General features: G+C 61.1%; 13 protein-coding genes and 1 pseudogene. 7 read left to right on the forward strand and 7 right to left on the reverse strand.

Annotation, left to right across the window (positions count from 1 at the left end):
• The first annotated feature begins 5 nt into the window (after window positions 1-5).
• The 5 genes from trbL to LDL28_RS00650 are packed head-to-tail and all read left to right on the forward strand — an operon-like array spanning window position 6 to window position 4,540.
• On the forward strand, window positions 6-1,445 hold the full coding sequence (gene trbL, locus LDL28_RS00630) for a P-type conjugative transfer protein TrbL (protein WP_233056733.1): 1,440 nt from the start codon (window positions 6-8) through the stop codon (window positions 1,443-1,445).
• Window positions 1,445-2,128 (forward strand): conjugal transfer protein TrbF, encoded by a 684-nt coding sequence (gene trbF, locus LDL28_RS00635; RefSeq protein WP_233059140.1) that lies wholly within the window; start codon window positions 1,445-1,447, stop codon window positions 2,126-2,128. Before trbL ends, trbF begins: the two co-directional genes overlap by 1 nt.
• Complete coding sequence (gene trbG, locus LDL28_RS00640) at window positions 2,125-3,126, forward strand: P-type conjugative transfer protein TrbG (RefSeq protein ID WP_233056734.1); 1,002 nt, start codon at window positions 2,125-2,127, stop codon at window positions 3,124-3,126. The genes trbF and trbG overlap by 4 nt, the downstream gene beginning before the upstream one ends.
• Window positions 3,123-4,310 (forward strand): TrbI/VirB10 family protein, encoded by a 1,188-nt coding sequence (locus LDL28_RS00645; RefSeq protein ID WP_233056735.1) that lies wholly within the window; start codon window positions 3,123-3,125, stop codon window positions 4,308-4,310. The genes trbG and LDL28_RS00645 overlap by 4 nt, the downstream gene beginning before the upstream one ends.
• Window positions 4,307-4,540 (forward strand): DUF2274 domain-containing protein, encoded by a 234-nt coding sequence (locus LDL28_RS00650; protein WP_233056736.1) that lies wholly within the window; start codon window positions 4,307-4,309, stop codon window positions 4,538-4,540. Before LDL28_RS00645 ends, LDL28_RS00650 begins: the two co-directional genes overlap by 4 nt.
• A gap of 2 nt (window positions 4,541-4,542) precedes the next feature.
• On the opposite strand, the gene LDL28_RS00655 is transcribed toward LDL28_RS00650, so the two are convergent.
• From LDL28_RS00655 to LDL28_RS00670, 4 genes are all read right to left on the reverse strand, one after another.
• Complete coding sequence (locus LDL28_RS00655) at window positions 4,543-5,457, reverse strand: LysR family transcriptional regulator (RefSeq protein WP_233056737.1); 915 nt, start codon at window positions 5,455-5,457, stop codon at window positions 4,543-4,545.
• A gap of 6 nt (window positions 5,458-5,463) precedes the next feature.
• Entirely contained in the window at window positions 5,464-8,529 is a 3,066-nt protein-coding gene (locus LDL28_RS00660) for an efflux RND transporter permease subunit (RefSeq protein ID WP_233056738.1), read from the reverse strand.
• Window positions 8,526-9,596: an efflux RND transporter periplasmic adaptor subunit gene (locus LDL28_RS00665; protein WP_233056739.1), complete on the reverse strand. Its 1,071-nt coding sequence runs from the start codon at window positions 9,594-9,596 to the stop codon at window positions 8,526-8,528. The genes LDL28_RS00660 and LDL28_RS00665 overlap by 4 nt, the downstream gene beginning before the upstream one ends.
• 94 nt (window positions 9,597-9,690) lie before the next feature.
• On the reverse strand, window positions 9,691-11,124 hold the full coding sequence (locus tag LDL28_RS00670) for an efflux transporter outer membrane subunit (protein ID WP_233056740.1): 1,434 nt from the start codon (window positions 11,122-11,124) through the stop codon (window positions 9,691-9,693).
• A gap of 205 nt (window positions 11,125-11,329) precedes the next feature.
• Here LDL28_RS00670 and LDL28_RS00675 point away from each other — a divergent pair, with 205 nt between their 5' ends.
• The gene (locus LDL28_RS00675; RefSeq protein WP_233056741.1) at window positions 11,330-11,728 is read left to right on the forward strand and encodes a helix-turn-helix transcriptional regulator; all 399 of its coding nucleotides are present in this window, start codon (window positions 11,330-11,332) and stop codon (window positions 11,726-11,728) included.
• Window positions 11,729-11,754: 26 nt separating this feature from the next.
• Here LDL28_RS00675 and LDL28_RS00680 read toward each other — a convergent pair whose 3' ends face one another.
• On the reverse strand, window positions 11,755-12,477 hold the full coding sequence (locus LDL28_RS00680) for a DsbA family oxidoreductase (RefSeq protein WP_233056742.1): 723 nt from the start codon (window positions 12,475-12,477) through the stop codon (window positions 11,755-11,757).
• A 90-nt stretch (window positions 12,478-12,567) separates the two neighbouring features.
• Between LDL28_RS00680 and LDL28_RS00685 the strand changes: the two are divergent.
• Window positions 12,568-13,236, forward strand: a pseudogene (locus LDL28_RS00685) (alpha/beta hydrolase).
• A 315-nt stretch (window positions 13,237-13,551) separates the two neighbouring features.
• Here LDL28_RS00685 and LDL28_RS00690 read toward each other — a convergent pair.
• The gene (locus tag LDL28_RS00690; protein WP_233056743.1) at window positions 13,552-15,852 is read right to left on the reverse strand and encodes a restriction endonuclease; all 2,301 of its coding nucleotides are present in this window, start codon (window positions 15,850-15,852) and stop codon (window positions 13,552-13,554) included.
• A 282-nt stretch (window positions 15,853-16,134) separates the two neighbouring features.
• Window positions 16,135-16,782 carry a hypothetical protein gene (locus tag LDL28_RS00695; protein ID WP_233056744.1) on the reverse strand — a complete coding sequence of 216 codons (648 nt, stop codon included), beginning with the start codon at window positions 16,780-16,782 and terminating at the stop codon, window positions 16,135-16,137.
• Window positions 16,783-16,969: the final 187 nt, after the last annotated feature.

The raw sequence follows: 16,969 nt of genomic DNA on the forward strand, positions 1-16,969 counted from the left end.
CGGTCATGGCGAGCACGGGTATGACCAATGCAGGTGTTATCGACAATTTCCTGAATATTTTTACCACGACGATCGATAGCGGTTTCGGTCTGGTGAAAAGCGATGTCGTGTCCCTGGCCGGTTCGCTGTCCGTGCTCGACATCGCGCTCGCCGGTCTGTTTTGGGCCTGGGCGGCAGACGAGGACATCATCCAGAGGCTGGTGAAAAAGACGCTCTATATCGGTTTCTTCGCGTTTGTCATCGATAATTTCGACGGTTTATCGAAAGAGGTCTTCGACAGTTTCGCCACCCTCGGCCTGAAGGTCGGCGGTGGCAAGCTGGCGCTGGGTGATCTCGTGCATCCCGGCAGGCTGGCGGCGACCGGGTTTGACGCGGCGCTGCCGCTGCTGGATGCGATGCACCAGTTCCTCGACCCGATCCATTTTTTCACCGGCTTCGCCCAGATCGCGGTGTTCCTGATCTCCTGGTTCATCGTCATGGCGGCGTTCTTCGTGCTCGCCGTCCAGCTTTTCGTGGCGATCATCGAGTTCAAGCTCACCACGCTCGCGGGGTTCATCCTGATCCCCTTCGCGCTGTTCAACCGCACGGCATTTCTCGCCGAGAAGGTGCTGGGCAACGTGGTGTCCTCCGGTGTGAAGATCATGGTCTTCGCCGTGATCAGCGCCATTGCCTCCACGCTCTTCTCCCAGTTCACCACGTCTTACGGCGATAGCCTGCCCACGATCGGCCAGGCGCTCTCGGTGGTGCTCGCCGCCCTCGCGATGATCGGGCTCGCCATGTATGGCGGCAGCGTCGCCAACGGGCTGATTTCCGGTGCGCCGCAGCTTGGCGCCGGGGCGGCGGCCGGGACTGGAATGGCGGTCGGTGCGATGGGTGCCGCTGCCGTGGCTGCCCCCGCTGCCCTGGCGTCGGGCGGGGCTGCCGCACTCGGCGCGACGGCAGCCGCCGCACGCGGAGGGGCAGCCGTCGCGGGTGCTGCCACGACGGCTTACAGCGCCGGAGCGGGCGGTGCCGGAGGCGTGGCTGCCGGTATCGGCGGAATGGGCCGGGCTGTTGGTGGCGCTGCCGTGAACGCGGCGAAGAGCAAGGTCGGCGCGGCGGCGTCGTCATTGAAGGAAAGCTACGCGGCCGGCGGACGCTGGGCCGCCGGTGCGATGGGCAGCGGGGGAGAAGGCGACGGTCCGTCGGATAACGGTGGGTCTTCAGGCCCGTCCGGCGGCGGGGATGACCCCGGTTCCAGGCCTGCCGGTAGCGGTAACCCTGGTGGCGGCCCCTCGGGAGGTGGCCCTGATGGCGGCGACGCCTCCGACGGCAAGCCGCCGCGCTGGGCGCGGAAGATGAAGCGCCGGAATGCGGCCGCCCATGCTGCCGAGGCCGCCAATGTCATCCGCTCCGCCGATGGCGGCGGCGGATCCGCCTCCATCGATCTCTCGGAGAAAGAATGATGTTCCGTCGCTCCACCACACGCTACGGGACCACGCCCGAGCCGGTGACACCCTATCAGAAAGCAGTGCAGGTGTGGGACGAGCGCATTGGTTCCGCCCGCATCCAGGCCCGTAACTGGCGGCTGATGGCGTTCGGTTCCCTGTTCCTGTCCGCCGGTCTCGGGGCTGGCCTGGTCTGGCAGTCTATGCGCGGCACCATCACGCCGTGGGTGGTGCAGGTGGACCGGCTGGGGCAGGCGCAGGTCGTAGCCCCGGTGACAGGGGGCTACACGCCCGCCGATCCGCAGATCGCCTGGTATCTGGCGCAGTTCGTCCAGGACGTGCGGTCCCTATCGTCGGACGCCGTGGTGGTCCGGCAGAACTGGCTGCGTGCCTATGATTTCACCACCACGTCCGGGGCTGCGGCCCTCAACGATTATGCCCGCCTGAACGATCCGTTTTCGCGCATCGGGCATGAGCAGGTCGAGGTGGACATCGCCTCGGTGATCCGGGCCTCGCCCGCCAGCTTCCGCGTGGCCTGGACCGAGCGTCATTACCGTGACGGCGCGTTCACCGGCACCGAACGCTGGACCGCAATCGTGTCGGTTGTTCTGCGCACGCCGCGCGACGCTGATCATCTGCGGAAAAACCCGCTTGGAATCTACGTCTCCGCCATCAACTGGTCGAAGGAGCTGGGTCAATGATCCGCATGATCGTGCGCGCGTTGCCGCTGACGCTGCTCGCCCTGTCCGCCTGCTCGGGGCAGTATCATCCGCCTGTCATTCGCTACGATGACGCCGTGCAGGCGACACGTCTGCCCGACCCGCCGAAACCGGTGCAGGTCGTGGAAGTGCCGCAGCCTCTCCCGTTGCCGGGGCAGCTCAAGCCGTTGCCGTCACGACGCGCGGTCCATCCGGCCCCCGAAGTCGCCGACCCCACAGCGCGTGTGACACAGGCCAATCTGGCGGCACGCATCCAGCCCACGCGTGCGGGCTTCATTAACGCGGTGCAGGTCTATCCCTACAGCCCCGGTGCTCTCTATCAGGTCTATGCCTCGCCGGGCGAGATCACTGACATCATGCTCCAGAAGGGTGAAAAGCTGGTCGGCACCGGACCCGTGGCGGCAGGTGACACCGTACGCTGGATCATCGGTGATACCGAAAGCGGGGCAGGGGCGACAAAACACATCCATATTCTGGTCAAACCGACGCGGCCGGATCTGACCACAAACCTGATCGTCAACACCGACCGGCGGACCTATCTCGCCGAACTGCGCTCCACGCCCGCGACCTACATGGCATCGGTGTCGTGGGACTATCCCGAGGACGACCTGATTGCCCTGCATCGACAGGACAGTGCGGCCGATGACGCTGCCCCCGTGGACGTGGGGCTAAATCTCGACGCGCTGAATTTCCGCTACGCGATCGAGAGTGTGAAAGGCGGAGTGCCCCCCTGGTTGCCCGGCCGGGCCTTCGATGACGGCCACAAGGTCTATATCGCGTTCCCGTCCGGGATCGGGCAGGGGGAATTGCCGCCACTCTTTGTGCTGGGGGCCGATGGCGGGGTGGAACTGGTCAATTACCGGGTCCGGCAGAACTGGATGATCGTCGATCGCCTGTTTGCCGCCGCCGAATTGCGGCTCGGGGATAAACACAGCGAGCAGCGCGTGCGCATCGTCCGCACCGATGGACGGCGGACATGACTAGGCAGGTTCCAACAGCGGGCGAAAATCCAGCGGTTCCGGCAACAGGGGGAAATTCCGCATCACCACCGCCCGATCTGCGTCTGAGGGCCGAACGGCCGCGCGTAGTAAGGCTCAACCGTACCGTGGTCTGGGCGCTCGGCGGTGCGGGCATGCTCGCCATTGGTCTGGCACTCGGCTACGCGCTGGAGAACAGCAGCCACAAAGCGCCACCGGCCGCCAGCCAGGACACGGATGTGCGTCCGTCCGCCGATGGGCTGGCAGGGCTGCCCTCAGACTACGTCGGCAGTGGCGTCCCGAAGCTCGGTCCTGCACTGCCCGGTGACCTTGGGCACACCATCCTGAAGGCACAGGGGAAAGCCGCATCAGGCGGGGATGATCGCCGTGTCGCGCAGGAGGTCGAGGCCGCGATCGCCAGCCGGCTATTCGTGCAGATGGGGGAACGTGACCGCGCCGGCGAACAGACGATGCCGCCCGCGCCGGACGCTCCTGCCACTCAGGAGCGGGCGTCCACCACGACCGGGCCACAGGCTGGGAACCTCGCCTTTCTGGAAGGGCAGCCTGATCGCGCGACGACCAGCCCGGACCGCATTGCGCCGCCTGCCTCACCTTATGTCCTCCAGGCGGGCACGGTGATCGCTGGCGCACTGAACACGAAGATCAGTTCCGACCTGCCGGGCCAGATCGTGGGGCACGTCACGCAGAACGTCTATGACAGCCCGACCGGCCGCTATCTGCTGATCCCGCAGGGCAGCAGGCTGTTCGGGGCCTATAACAGTGGGATCTCCTTCGGGCAGCAGCGCACGCAGATCATCTGGACGCGGCTCATATACCCCGACGGCGAGAGCCTCGTGCTGGAGAAGCTGCCCGGTGGTGACGCCATCGGCCAGTCCGGCCTGTCTGACGAGGTCGACAATCATTGGGGCCAGCTTTTCAAAGCGGCCCTGGTGACCACGCTCCTCAGCGTCGGCTCCGAGGCGGGCACCAGCCAGAGCGAAAACAATCTGGCCCAGGCGATCCGCTCCGGCGCCAGCAATGGATTTTCCATGGTCGGCAACCGCCTGATCGATCGCAGCCTGAACGTCCAGCCCACCCTGACCGACCGGCCGGGGCTGCCGTTCACCGTTCTGGTCGGGCACGACCTGCTACTCAAACCCTACCGGGATCAAGGACACAGACGATGACGGACCTGAAAATCAGCGAACTTCCCGATGAGAAGCCGGTCAGAATGACGGTGGCGCTACCCGCCGATATCCATCGTGACCTGCTTGCCTACGCAGCACTTCTTTCCGGCAACGATGGGGCGACGGATCCAGCCCGACTGGTCGCGCCCATGCTTCGGCAGTTCATGATGTCGGACAAGGGATTCGCCAGGGCGCGGAGAAAGAGGAAAGGAACGTCGTCAGAAAAATAGCTTCATGGTCTGTGGCTTTCGATATAGCGGGCGAAACTCAGGGCGCAGGGATTTTCATTGTCGGGTCGCCAGACCATCCCGAATTCCAGATGGGAGGAGCCACCCGCGTCCCGGATTTCCGTGATCGCGATGTCATGGCCATGCCGATCGCGGATTAGCGGTAGCCACGAGGCGGGAAGCAGGGCGACGCCTTCGTTGTTCTGGACGAGTGCGACGATTCTGTTGCTGCCGATATCATGACGCTGGATCTTTGGGCGGATGCCGGTTTCCCCGAGCTTGCGCTGGATGAGTGCCTCGAAGTCCTGACCCGCGTTGTCGCGTCCCGTGAGGAACGTCTCGTGACGCAGGTCTGTCCAGGATACTTCCGGTCGTGTTGCCAGGGGATGATCAGTGGGGAGTGCGGCCACGATGCGGTCGCTCCACAGAGGCGTGACCCGCAAGGCGGGCGCCAGGTTGCGGCGGGTGACGACCGCGAAATCGATCTGTCCGCGCTGGAGCCGGCGCAGCAGCCTCTTGCCTGTACCCTCGGAATAGCGAAAGACGATATCGGGGTGAGTGGCGCGGAAGTCTGCCGTGAAGGTCGAGAGTCTTCCGGGCAGGACGCAGGTCTGGATACCGATAGAGATCTGGCCATTCTCGCCCTTGCCCGTCCGCCGAGCGCGGGTGTTCATGCCTGCCACATTGTCCAGGATCGTCTGGCTCCAGCGGATGAATTCCTGACCGAACATGGTTGGAGCAGCGCCCGCCGGCGAACGGATGAACAGCCTGACATCAAGCCGCTCCTCAAGGTTATGCAGGGATCGGCTGACGGCCGATTGTCGGATGTTCAGGAAACGCGCCGCGCCGTGGATACTGCCGTGCTCGGCGATTGCCCGCACGCACAGCAGTTGCCACAAATCGAATGGCGGACGGCGCATGGCCTGTCACACCGTCTTGCTGCGGCGCGGCCTGATGACCGTGTAGACCGAGGGCAGAACGAACAGCGTCATGGTCGTGCCGACGATCATGCCGACAACGATTACCGTGCCTAGTCCGAAGCGGCTGTTCGCGCCCGCACCGGTAGCGATGACCAGGGGCGCAAGCCCCACGACCATTGCTGCTGTGGTCATGATGATCGGTCGGAAACGGATGGCGGCCGCCGTCTCGATTGCTGTCCTGCGGTCTACATTGTCACGATGAAGAATCTCGTTTGCGAACTCGACCATCAGGATGCCATGCTTGCTGACCAGCCCGATCAGCGTAATGAGTCCGATTTCGGTATAGATATTTAAGGTCGTCACACCGAGAGCGAGCGGAATAAGGGCGCCGAACACGGATAACGGCACACTGACAAGGATGATGACCGGGTCGGTGAAGCTGTTGTACTGAACCGACAGGACGAGATAGATCGCAATCAGTGCGAAAAGGAACGCAAAAATCAGTGCGTTTCCTTCCTGTACATACTGACGTGAATCAGACTGCCAGTCATAGCTGTAGCCGGGCGGGAACTCCGCCGCCTTTGCCTTCAGGAAGCTCACGGCGTCACCCATCGTAACACCTTTGGCGAGAATGGCCTGAAACGTGGCCGAATTCTGCTGGCCGAACTGGGGCAGGCGGTTGGGCTCGACATCGACGCGCACGCTAGCCAGGGCCGACAGCGGTACCTGATGGCCGTTCTGGTCGCGCATATAATAGGTCTTCAGCGCGTCAGGTGTCAGGCGGGACAGGGGAACGGCTTGCGGGATCACGTCATAGGACCGGCCATAATAGCCAAAGCGATTGACGTAGTTTTCCCCGATAAGCGTATTCAGCGCGTTGCCGATCCGCTCCATACGGATCCCGAGCGCATTGGCTTTGGTCCGATCGACCGTGACCCGAACAACCGGATTATCGAAAGCGAGGTCGCTATCGACCACGGCAAACAGACCGCTTTTAGAGGCTTCTTCCCGCAGGTGTGACATGATGCTGAAGACGTTGCGATAGGTGTCATCACTGCGAACGACCATCTGGACTGGCAGGCCGCCCGTTGAACCCGGTAGCGCCCCCATCTGGAACACGAAGACGCTGGTCCCTTGGATGGAAGCAACACGCTGTTGAAGGTCCATCTGGATTTGATCGGCGTTACGCCTGCGCTTGCCCCAGTCATCGAGATTGACACCGCCAACGCTGTTGGCAATTCCATCGATTCCGTTCATCTGCCAGTGGCTATGGCCTTCCGGGATTTCAGACATCTTCTCGTAAAGCGCCTGGGCATAGGTCTCGACATAATGAAGATTGGCGTATTGCGGAGCCTTGACCGCAGTATAGACGATGTCCTGGTCCTCATTGGGTGCCAGTTCGCTCTGCGAGACATGCAGCATGACCGGAATAAGAAGGAAGATCACTGCTGCCGTGCCGAGTGGAACCCAGCGATGCCGTAGCGAAAAGTCGAGCACGGTTTCATAGCGCGCGGTCATGAAACCGAAGGCACGCTCGGCCATCCGTTCCATGAAGCCTTCTTTTTCTTTCGCTTTGAGCAATTTTGCGCTCATGAGCGGCGACAGGGTGAGTGCGACGACCCCGGAGACGATGACGGACCCGGCCAGCGTGAGCGCGAATTCCCGGAACAGCGTGCCTGTCAGTCCACCCATGAAAGCGATCGGGGCGTAAACTGCTGTGAGTGTAAGGGTCATCGCGACAACAGGGCCTGCTACCTCACGAGCCCCGAGTAATGCGGCGTCGAAGGGGGATTTGCCCTCTTCGATATGGCGATGGACGTTCTCGATCACGACGATGGCGTCATCGACCACGAGCCCGATCGACAGCACCATCGCCAGCAGGGTGAGCAGATTCAGGCTGAACCCGAAGGTGTACATCAGCCCGACCGCGCCGAGCATTGACAGCGGAATGGTCGCTATCGGCACGATCACCGCCCGCACGGTGCCGAGGGAGAGATAGATCACCAGGATCACGATGAGCAGCGCCTCGACGAAGGTCTCGGTGACTTCGTCGATCGACGCCTGGATGAAATGCGCGGTCTCGTAAGGGACGCGGACATCAATTCCCGGCGGAAGCGTCGCCTTGAGTTTCGGCATGATCTCGTTGAGACGCGAGATGATCGTCAGCGGGTTGCCCGTCGGCGACGGCTCCAGCCCCACGAAGATCGAAGGACGTGGCGTCGGCTTGCCATTCGGTGGCCGAAGCGTGCTGGTTTGCGAACTGGTGTCCGTATTGTCCGGCCCCAGTTCTGCGCGTCCGATGTCCCGCACCCGGATAACCCGGCCACCGGCCGAGCGCAGCACCATATCACGGAATTCCTCGACCGTTTTCAGATCCGTGTTGAGGTTGATATTGCTGATCGTATAAACGCCACGGATCCTGCCGGGTGCGGCCTGGAAATTGTTTTCCCGGATTGCTTGCGCAACGTCCTCGCCCGTCATGTCGTTGGCAGCCAGCTTCTCTGGGTCGAGCCAGAGCCGCATCGAAAGGCGCTGCTCTCCGAAATAACTGATCTCGGATACACCCTCTATGCCCGAGAGCATCGGTGCTGCGACCCGGTGGATATAATCCGAGATTTCGTAGAGAGGCCGCGTCGTACTGGCAAAACCAATATAGGCGACGGCGGTAAAGCCGCCCGAGGTGCGTTTGATGACCGGATCATACGCGCCTTCCGGCAGGCGGTATTTGACCGCGTTCACCTTGGACATCACGTCGGTCAGGGCGTGCATGGAATCATAATTCAGCATCATGCGCACCGTCACCACGCTGAGGCCCTGCGTGGTGGTGGAGGAAAGATAATCGATGCCCTCGACGGACGCGACGGCCTCGCTGATCGGCTGGGTCACGAAGCCCTGCATGAGATCCGATGATGCCCCCGGATAGCGGGTCGAGATCAGGATCGTGGAGGTTTCGAGGGTCGGATATTGACGTGTTGCGATGGAATTGAAGCCCTTGATCCCGAAGAGAACAATCAGGATCGTCACGACAATCGCGAGGACAGGCCGCCGAAGGAAGCGATCAGTAAAACTCATTGTGCCAGTTCCCGCAGGCCGGCCAGAGGCAGGACTTCCGGAATCTCGCGCACCTTCACGCCGGTGACGAGGCGGTTCTGGCCGCTGGTTACGACACGGTCGTCCGGCTTCACCCCGTCATCGATAACCACCCATCCGTTGCGGCGGTCGCCCGCGCGTACAGCCGTCGCGGTGACGGTCGGACCATCGGTGGATGGCTGCTCGACGAAAAGCGTCTCTCCGTAGGCGGTATAGGTGACGGCGGTTTCCGGGACCACGAGGTGTGGCGCCACCTTCGCGGCAATGGAGACATGGGCGTAGGTGCCCGGATGCAGGTCGGCCGGCGGCGCGTCGAGCAGGGCCTGAATGGAGAGCGTATGCGAACCGTCGATGCGCGGGTCGATGGTGGTGACCGTGGCGGTGAAATCCTGCCCCGGCGTCGTGTCGAATGTCAGGTGGACGGTCTGCCCGAGCTGCACGCTGGCTGCGTTCTCCTCGGCGAGGATGAAGTTCACTCGCATCCGGGCGTAGGACGTCAGCGTGGCGATGGCATCACCCGGATTCAGATACTGGCCGAGATTGATCTGTCTGATCCCGACGGAGCCGTCGAAGGGCGCGCGGATATGCTTCTGGTCGATCACCGCCTGCACTCTGGCGACATTGCCTTTCGCTGCTTCGAAGCGCGCCGTGGCTGTCTCCAGATCCTCGTGGCTCTCCACCCCGGTGCGGATGAGAGAACGGGCACGGGCCAGATCGGCCTCGGCCGCGCGCAATTCGCCGCTCTGGCGGATCAGCTCGCCCTGTTCCGGTGCGTCATTGAGGACCAGGAGCAGCTGGCCTTTCCGGACGATCGCCCCGGAATCGAAATCCAGTTCAGTGATCCGGCCGGCGATTTCAGGGGAGAGCGTTACCCCCTGGAACGGCTCGACCTGACCGATCGTCTCGATATGGGCGGCGAAAGGGACGGGTCTGACCGGCCAGACGGATACCGCTGTTGCCGGAGTGTCCGCAGCCCTGCCGGCGGCGGGCAGGGACATCAGCACCGCGAGAGCGGTGGCATAGTGCCAGGGGACGAAGAAGCGTCGCACAGATATCTCCCGAAGTTATTGTTATACGCGGATATACGTATCTAAAGGGCTGGAAAATCCGGACATTGGAGGCCGAACGCGCATCAGATGCCGGTCATCGCGCCGCGAGCCGGACGGATCGCCACTGATCGGATGTGACATGGGCGTCGGCCAGGCCACCGCCCGTCGCCACCATGATCCGCACCGTCTGACGGAACATCTCGGTCTGTGCCCGCACCGTGTTCTGGCGCGCGAGCAGAACGAGCCGTCGGGCGTTGATCGGCTGGAGGATGGTCTCCCGGCCCGCCTGATAACCGGCCTGGCTCAGGGTCAGCGCGTCATCGGCCGAGGTCAGGGCCTGCCGCTGGTTGTCCAGCTCCGTCGTGGCGTTCATCAGGCCGTTCAGGCCATCGGCGACTTCGCGGAAGCCATTGATGACTACCGACTGGTAGTGATCGAAAGCGATCCGGCAATCCTCTTCCGCCTGCTTTTTCCGGGCCATCAGGGTGCCGCCATGGAACAGCGGCAGAGCTGCGCCACCGATCAGACGCCATGCCGCGCCGGCAGGGCCGCCCATCAGCCCCTCGGCGGCGACGGCCGCGCTGAGGGTCAGGCGGGGATAGAGGTCGGCGGTCCGGACGCCGATTTCGGCATTCGCCGCGCGCATCATGGCTTCGGCGCCGATGATGTCCGGACGGGCGTGAACGAGTTCGGATGGCACCACCACAGGGATGTCAGGCGGGAGGCTGAAATCCGCGAGGGTCAAGGTCGGGGCAGTCCAGTTGGCGGGCGAATGCCCGGTCAGGACGGCCAGCGCCGTTCGCGCGGCCTCATGGGCATTGATCAGTGGTGGCAGAAGAGACTGGTCGTGCGCCAGTTGTGCTTCAGCGGTCACGACATCCAGCCGGGGCCTCCTGCCCGCCTGCCAGGCGAGCGTCGCCAGCCGGAGCGTTTCCCGGTCGGTGTCGATCACGCTGCGGACCACGGCGATCTGGTCTGCTATCGAGGCCGCTTCGAAGGCGGTCAGGACCGTGTCGCCGATCACCAGCAGCATCGTGACATCACGGCGCTCCTGTTCGGCATCCTTCTGCGCGCCGGCCATCTGCACCAGCCGATGGTTGCCACCGAAAATATCGGGGTCATAGGAAACGTCGAGGCCGGCCGAATAGGCGGAGAAGGCCGGGAAGGTCCACGCCCAGGGACCGAACAGGGCGGCCCCGTATTCCTGCCGCCCCTCGGTCCCGGTGGCGTCGATCTGAGGCATCAGGCTGCCTTGCGCGGCATGGAGCCCCTCAGCGGCCTTGCGAAGGTTGGCCTGGGCTGACTGGATCGACCAGTTGTTCCGACGTGCCTCGGTGACGAGGGTGTCCAGCCGGGGCGAGCGAAAGAGACGCCACCAGTCGGAGACTGGCTTTCCGGCAGCCTGCTTCGTGGAGTTGGCCGAAGCGACGGTCGCGGTTTCCGACCGGGTTTCGCCAAATGTTGCGGCGTCTGGTGATAGGGGAGCCTTGTAGGTCGGGCCGACTGTGCAGCCTGTGAGGCCCGGCATCAGGACAACGAGAATCAGCCGGGCCGCGCGTGATGCGGCGGCGACCCGCTTTGGACTATGGGTATGGAGTAGGAAATTGGGTGGCAAGGCGGCCTCCGGTCGTCATGAACGAGTCTCAATGATACGAACATAGACGTACATACGGATTAAAGGCCAGTCTTATTGGGACACAGGCTTATGACGGGGGCTCGGAAGCAGCGTTTTCTTGACCCGCTCCCATGATACGCGTACCAATCCACGCATGATCGCACGTCATCCGAAACGCGAGGATATCCGGCTCGACGCCGTGCTGACGGCGTTGGGCAATCCCATCCGTCTTGCTGCCGTGCGGACGATTGCCGTGGGCGGCGAACATCCTTGCTGTGATGTGCTGCCGCAGATTCCGAAATCCACCATGACCCATCACTGGCGCGCCTTGCGTGACAGCGGCGTGGTCTGGCAGCGCCATATCGGTCGGGAATACCGTCTTGAGTTGAGGCGCGAGGATCTGGACAGCCGGTTTCCCGGTCTGCTGGATTCCATTCTTGGTCCGCTCACCAGCGACCCACTCACGCAGGAGACGATTTCCGAATACGACCGGTCCCGCCAAGGCGCGCCTGCCTGACGGGATTGCCGGCGGGACGGCTTTGCTCAGGGACTGCCGGAGGTGGAAGACGGGATAACGCATCCCGTGCTGTCGCAGGTCATGCCGGCGGTAGGATTCTCGGACGCCGTTTTGCGTGCCTCGTTCCATGACTGGCGCAGGGCGGCCAGAAATTGTGCTTTCGGCTGCGCACCTGAAAGAGCGTAGGCACCGTCGAAGACAAAGAAGGGCACGCCATGAACGCCCGCCTGTGACGCACGGGTTTCATCGTGCCTGACTGCTTCGGCGAAGTCGGTGCTCGACAGCATGGCGCGCACGGCGTCGCCATCAAGACCGACATCCTGCGCAAGGCCGACAAGTACGTCATGGTCGGCGAGGGGGGAGTTGTCGGTGAAATAGGCCCGGAACAGCCGCTCCTTCATCTCCGCGCCGTGACCGTGCTGTTCGGCGAATTTGGTCAGCCGGTGTGCGTCGAAGGTGTTGGTGTAGCGGACCGAGGCATAGCGCATGTCGAGACCGCATCTCTCGCCCATGGATGTGATGTGGTCGATCATGGCCTCGGCGTCGCTCCGGCTTTTGCCGTATTTCCGCATGATGCGGTCGAGCGTTGTGGTGGTCACTGCTGGACCCGACGTGGGATCGAGTTCGAAGGCTCGAAAGACGATCTCGACTTCGCGGGCATGTTCGAACTCGGCTAGGGCGGCTTCGAGAAACCGCTTGCCGATATAACAGTAGGGGCAGGCATAGTCGGACCAGATTTCGAGTTTCATGACAGCCTCCGCATGCTTGATAATGTACGATTATACCCGTACCATGGTTTCATCAAGCATTACGAACGCCAATGGTGAAGGGAGCAGGGAATGAAGCCGCTGAAAGCGCTGGAGGTCGAAACAGGGCAAAATCCCGTTGCGTCGATCATCCTTATTCACGGCCTGGGGGCGAGTGGCCGGGATCTGGTGCCCCTTGCCCAGGCGCTCGACCTGAGCTCCATCGGCGTGGTCCGGTTCATTTTTCCCAACGCACCTGTCCGGCCGGTTTCGGTCTGTGGTGGTGAGCGCATGCCGGCGTGGTATGATCTTCTCGCGCCTGACCTGCTTCTGCGGGAAGATGAGTCAGGGCTACGTGATGCCCAGACCTATCTGACGAGCCTGATCGACCAGGAAGTCGCGCGCGGCATTCCGTCCCGGCGCATCGTGCTCGGCGGGTTTTCCTAGGGTTGTGCGATGTCGCTGATGACCGGGGTGCGCTACCCGTTGCCACTGGCAGGGATCGCCGGTCTGTCGGGCTATCTGCCGCTGGCCGGGCAGACGGGAAGGGAGGCAACGGAAGCAAACCGCGCGACGCCGGTTTTTCTGGCGCACGGTGAAGGCGACACGGTCGTGCCGCTGGCGGCGGCGCGCCTCGCACGGGACTGGCTGCGTGCCGAGGGGCATGACGTTGCCTGGCATGTCTACCCGATGGCGCATGAGATCGTCGGTGCGGAGATCGCCGATCTCAATGGCTGGTTGGCAGAGCGTCTCGTGTCATGATGGTATCGGTTAAGGGGAGGTAGGGTCGGCGGACCGGCCTGATACCGTTTTTTCAGTTTAATGATTTTGTCGGGAAGGGGGGGCAGGCGGAATGTCGGTTATTGGGAAGGGATGACCAAAAGCAGCCATTCCCAGCACTCACGTTCATTACGCTACCGACCGCATCCGGACATTCGCGCCTCGAACTTTGAATGGCCGCTTGCGCCAGCGGGAGTGGATGTAGTGGAGGATCGGCCGATCTGGCCGCGAAAGCGTTCGCTCACCGATATTTCGAATGTGCGTGTCCGATGTCGGTTCGACAAATAGCCCGACGGGTCAGTGTCCGGCGCGCAGCGATCTAAACATTTCTCGGATGCTCTCGTCGCTCTCCCATTCCATACGCTCGTTTTCGCGATACTCGCCCACACGGTCATAGGAGTACTGATATTCATATTCAAAATATTCGCTGTGGGCTTCGCGCACTCTGGAGAGTTCATGTCTGACGTCTACTCCCAAGCTTCGGCCTAAATATTCGAGCGTATCAATCAGACTGCAGACATCTTCGTAAGAACCGCATCGACTAATCTCTTCGGATAGGCTATCTCTGACGACAACTTCGAACGCATTCTTGAGATGTATTTTGAGGAGATGGCTCGGTTTCGCTAAATAATCGATTTGCTCGAGCGACGCGTGCAGTGTGTTCAAATCCCAATCGTCCTCGTGCTCGACAGTGGTGATGAGTTTGTCTACACAATCTTTAAAAAATGGCGCAAAGTGCTCGAGATTTTGCCACACTGCCTGCTCATAGGCCTTCACTGCGGTGACCGTCTCTTTGATATCGCAGAACGTTTCCGACCACCTCCCTTTGATTCGCGCGATGACTTCTCCGATAGCGGGGAGTAGCGCCGACACACGCAACGTATCCGCCATCCGAATAAGCGTCGCGAGCCGCTCCTCGTAGCTTGGCGTACGATAAAATACGCCTTCCGCATGGGGAATGGCCCGCTCGGCCAAGGCGAGTTCACCGATGATCGGTGCGAGCAGGGCAATGTTTTGGCGCAGCACCTCCCGGCTAGCGCCGCCGACCGCCGACTGGACAAAGTTCCAGACTTGGGCGACCTGCGTGAAGCACGCAGCCCCCATGATCAGATCGACGGCGTTTTGAGGCTCCTGGCATACCACGCGGTTCAGCCAGTCGAGCAGCGAGGGGTTGATGAACTCAATCCGATCCAAGGTTGTCGGCCGGACGAATGCGCCATGAAGCTCGACACGCGCCCGGGTATAGTCGTTGGGGCGGCGCGGCAGGCCATAGATTTGTGCGCGGTGCGCGTGGAGCGCGGCGAAACCTTCCCGGAGGACGGCGTCGCTCATTCGGCTGCCAAAACTGAACATGGTGAGCAGTAAGCTGCGCCCAGCGTCGCTGATCTGCTCATCGAAGGCGTGCCGCCAGATCTCTGCCGGATCCTGCAGCAGCTGCGCGACAAACCTTTGATAGCCGTCGACTGGTATATCCTTAAGTCGACGATAGCTCGACAACCACTCGATCAGGCGCGGGTTGAACTTATCGTGCTTGATGATCCGCAAGTAAAAATGGTTTTTCAAAAGCTCGTCGCGGTACTCGGGTGGCAGATCGCTGAAGAAGACGTGGTTGTAGAAAATCTCAGCTCGCTGTTGCATGCTGTAGTCGCCCATGTGGATCACCACCTTGCGATCCATCAGTCCGGAATTGCGAATTTGCTCGGAAGCATTCCAGGCTTGGTGGAGCATCTGTTCGCGAGTGGTCAGGATCAGACGCTTATCCTTGGCCGCGCCGACCATCTCGATGAATTCGAGGGCCGCGCGATACTCACGCTGTTGGTCGCTCGAGCCTCTGTCGCCAAGGAAAGTGGTGCCCATGAAATCGTCGAAATAGAAGATTTGGGGCTTTCCTCTCCGAAGCATCGCCTTCCCCTCGGCGAAATCCTCGCGGACGATGATCGGCTCGAAGCCATTGGCGAGATGCTCGTAGAGCAACATATTGGCGAGCGTCGTCTTTCCAACGCCGGGAAGTCCCGACAGGATTACCACATGGTCTGACTTGAGCGCCACCAGCGCCCGCGGGTAGGCGTTCCCCTGGACGTAGCGCTTGATCTCACTGTGAATCTTCTCGACCTGGAAGTCGCTTTGCGTGATGATGTCGTTGTGCAGCATGGTCTCGAGCACGTTGGTGCTGGCGAGCCAGAGCTTATAGTGGGACCGCTCGACCTCAGAATGGCGGCCGAGCAGGTTGTTGAGGTCGGCGCATCCGAAGATATCGGCCTTGACGAGAAATTGGGCGCCTATCACGTCAACGATCTCTGTCTTATTCGCGTCCGATAGGGGGGCCGCGGTCATCAGCACATAGCGGCCCGGCTTGAGCTTACGGACTTTGTCGGCTTCCTTGCGTAATTCACGCAGCAACCCGGAGAACCCGCTCTCCACGAACCGCTTACACTGGACGATGATCTGCTTGCCAGCCTGCGCGTAGCGGAAGTCGATCCCGCCATCCTTGCCTGCCTTGAAAGATTCCAGTACCAGGCCCCATTCGACCTGCAGCAGGTCACGGCACATCAGTTCGAAGTCGTGTGGGCTGAGCTGGCTGAAATCATAGTCGGACATCATCCCCATCCCATAGTGGCTAGATCGAAGATCCGCATCATTTTTCTGACGGATAATGAAGCCATGGCGCCTCCCCCAGACGCAGAACCGCGCTCGACGGTTCACCTGACAATGTCGGCTTTCGGGCAATCGTCATAACCGCTTGGGCGTCTGAGATGAGGGCGCGTTCCGCCTGTCTGCTTCAAATTCATTTAGCAGATCGGCGCTTAAGGGGCGGGCGGGGGAGCCGAATGTCCGGTGTCGAGCGATAAGATAATATAATCGGTCGTTTACAAAATCGATCTAGCTTTCGATGAGATTTTGTAGTTTGCATGCCAATGCATGGGCGGGCGCTTTCCAGCGTGCTTCCTCTCGTGTATCTGGCGCGCTGGCCCAAACATTATTGCTCTCATTCAGGTAATATGAAATTTCCCATGCACCGTCTGTCGACGCGTAGCCACCCAGATACGAGCAGCATTCCTGCTCTTGGAACAAGCGCAATCGATCTGGACGCGTTGAAATTACCACCATTCCAGTTAACTCAGCCCACTGAGGGCGGATACGGTTATAGAGGGTAGTGTCGACTAAGAAACTATTCCCCTCAACCTCAACCAAGGCTATTAAATGACCGGCCCATTCTCCAGTTCCACATTGTGCGTTGGGGTCACCCAAGATGGCTGTATGTGAGCCACCGAATTTGACTGACTTTGGCGAACCAGGCCAATTAGCACCGCGGATAACGCAGACGACAGATTGCACTTTAGATTTAAATCCCGCACATTTGAAAAATTCTTCGACCGCAAGCGAGGATAGTATGCAGCGGTTCTTAGAGTCGCCACTGCTTTCATTACATGACAGTTGAAAAAGCGAATTGTGCAACTCAGTGGCTACCAGATCGGCAGCGACTAAGAACCGTTCTCCTGGGTCGATATCGTCCGCAAAAATCAGCATTGAGCCATCCGAAAGTCTTCGAATAGTCATCATTTGGATGTCCGGCAAAGATCATGTACAATTTCAGATTCAAGGTGCCAGGTCGCGGTCAACTTTTTCTCCATTCTATGTGATATAATGTCATAGGGTTCTTTTAAAATACACACGATGCACGATTCTACGTAGTGTGAATTTCCCCATGACGATT

It is taken from the genome of Komagataeibacter sp. FNDCR2 (genome assembly GCF_021295395.1).
GTDB lineage: Bacteria > Pseudomonadota > Alphaproteobacteria > Acetobacterales > Acetobacteraceae > Komagataeibacter.

Bases quoted from the DNA above. Each gene is read 5' to 3' on its own strand.
- trbL (WP_233056733.1), top strand. From the start codon at position 6: ATGGCGAGCACGGGTATGACCAATGCAGGTGTTATCGACAATTTCCTG.
- trbF (WP_233059140.1), top strand. From the start codon at position 1,445: ATGTTCCGTCGCTCCACCACACGCTACGGGACCACGCCCGAGCCGGTG.
- trbG (WP_233056734.1), top strand. From the start codon at position 2,125: ATGATCCGCATGATCGTGCGCGCGTTGCCGCTGACGCTGCTCGCCCTG.
- LDL28_RS00645 (WP_233056735.1), top strand. From the start codon at position 3,123: ATGACTAGGCAGGTTCCAACAGCGGGCGAAAATCCAGCGGTTCCGGCA.
- LDL28_RS00650 (WP_233056736.1), top strand. From the start codon at position 4,307: ATGACGGACCTGAAAATCAGCGAACTTCCCGATGAGAAGCCGGTCAGA.
- LDL28_RS00655 (WP_233056737.1), bottom strand. From the start codon at position 5,457: ATGCGCCGTCCGCCATTCGATTTGTGGCAACTGCTGTGCGTGCGGGCA.
- LDL28_RS00660 (WP_233056738.1), bottom strand. From the start codon at position 8,529: ATGAGTTTTACTGATCGCTTCCTTCGGCGGCCTGTCCTCGCGATTGTC.
- LDL28_RS00670 (WP_233056740.1), bottom strand. From the start codon at position 11,124: ATGCCGGGCCTCACAGGCTGCACAGTCGGCCCGACCTACAAGGCTCCC.
- LDL28_RS00680 (WP_233056742.1), bottom strand. From the start codon at position 12,477: ATGAAACTCGAAATCTGGTCCGACTATGCCTGCCCCTACTGTTATATC.
- LDL28_RS00690 (WP_233056743.1), bottom strand. From the start codon at position 15,852: ATGTCCGACTATGATTTCAGCCAGCTCAGCCCACACGACTTCGAACTG.
- LDL28_RS00695 (WP_233056744.1), bottom strand. From the start codon at position 16,782: ATGCTGATTTTTGCGGACGATATCGACCCAGGAGAACGGTTCTTAGTC.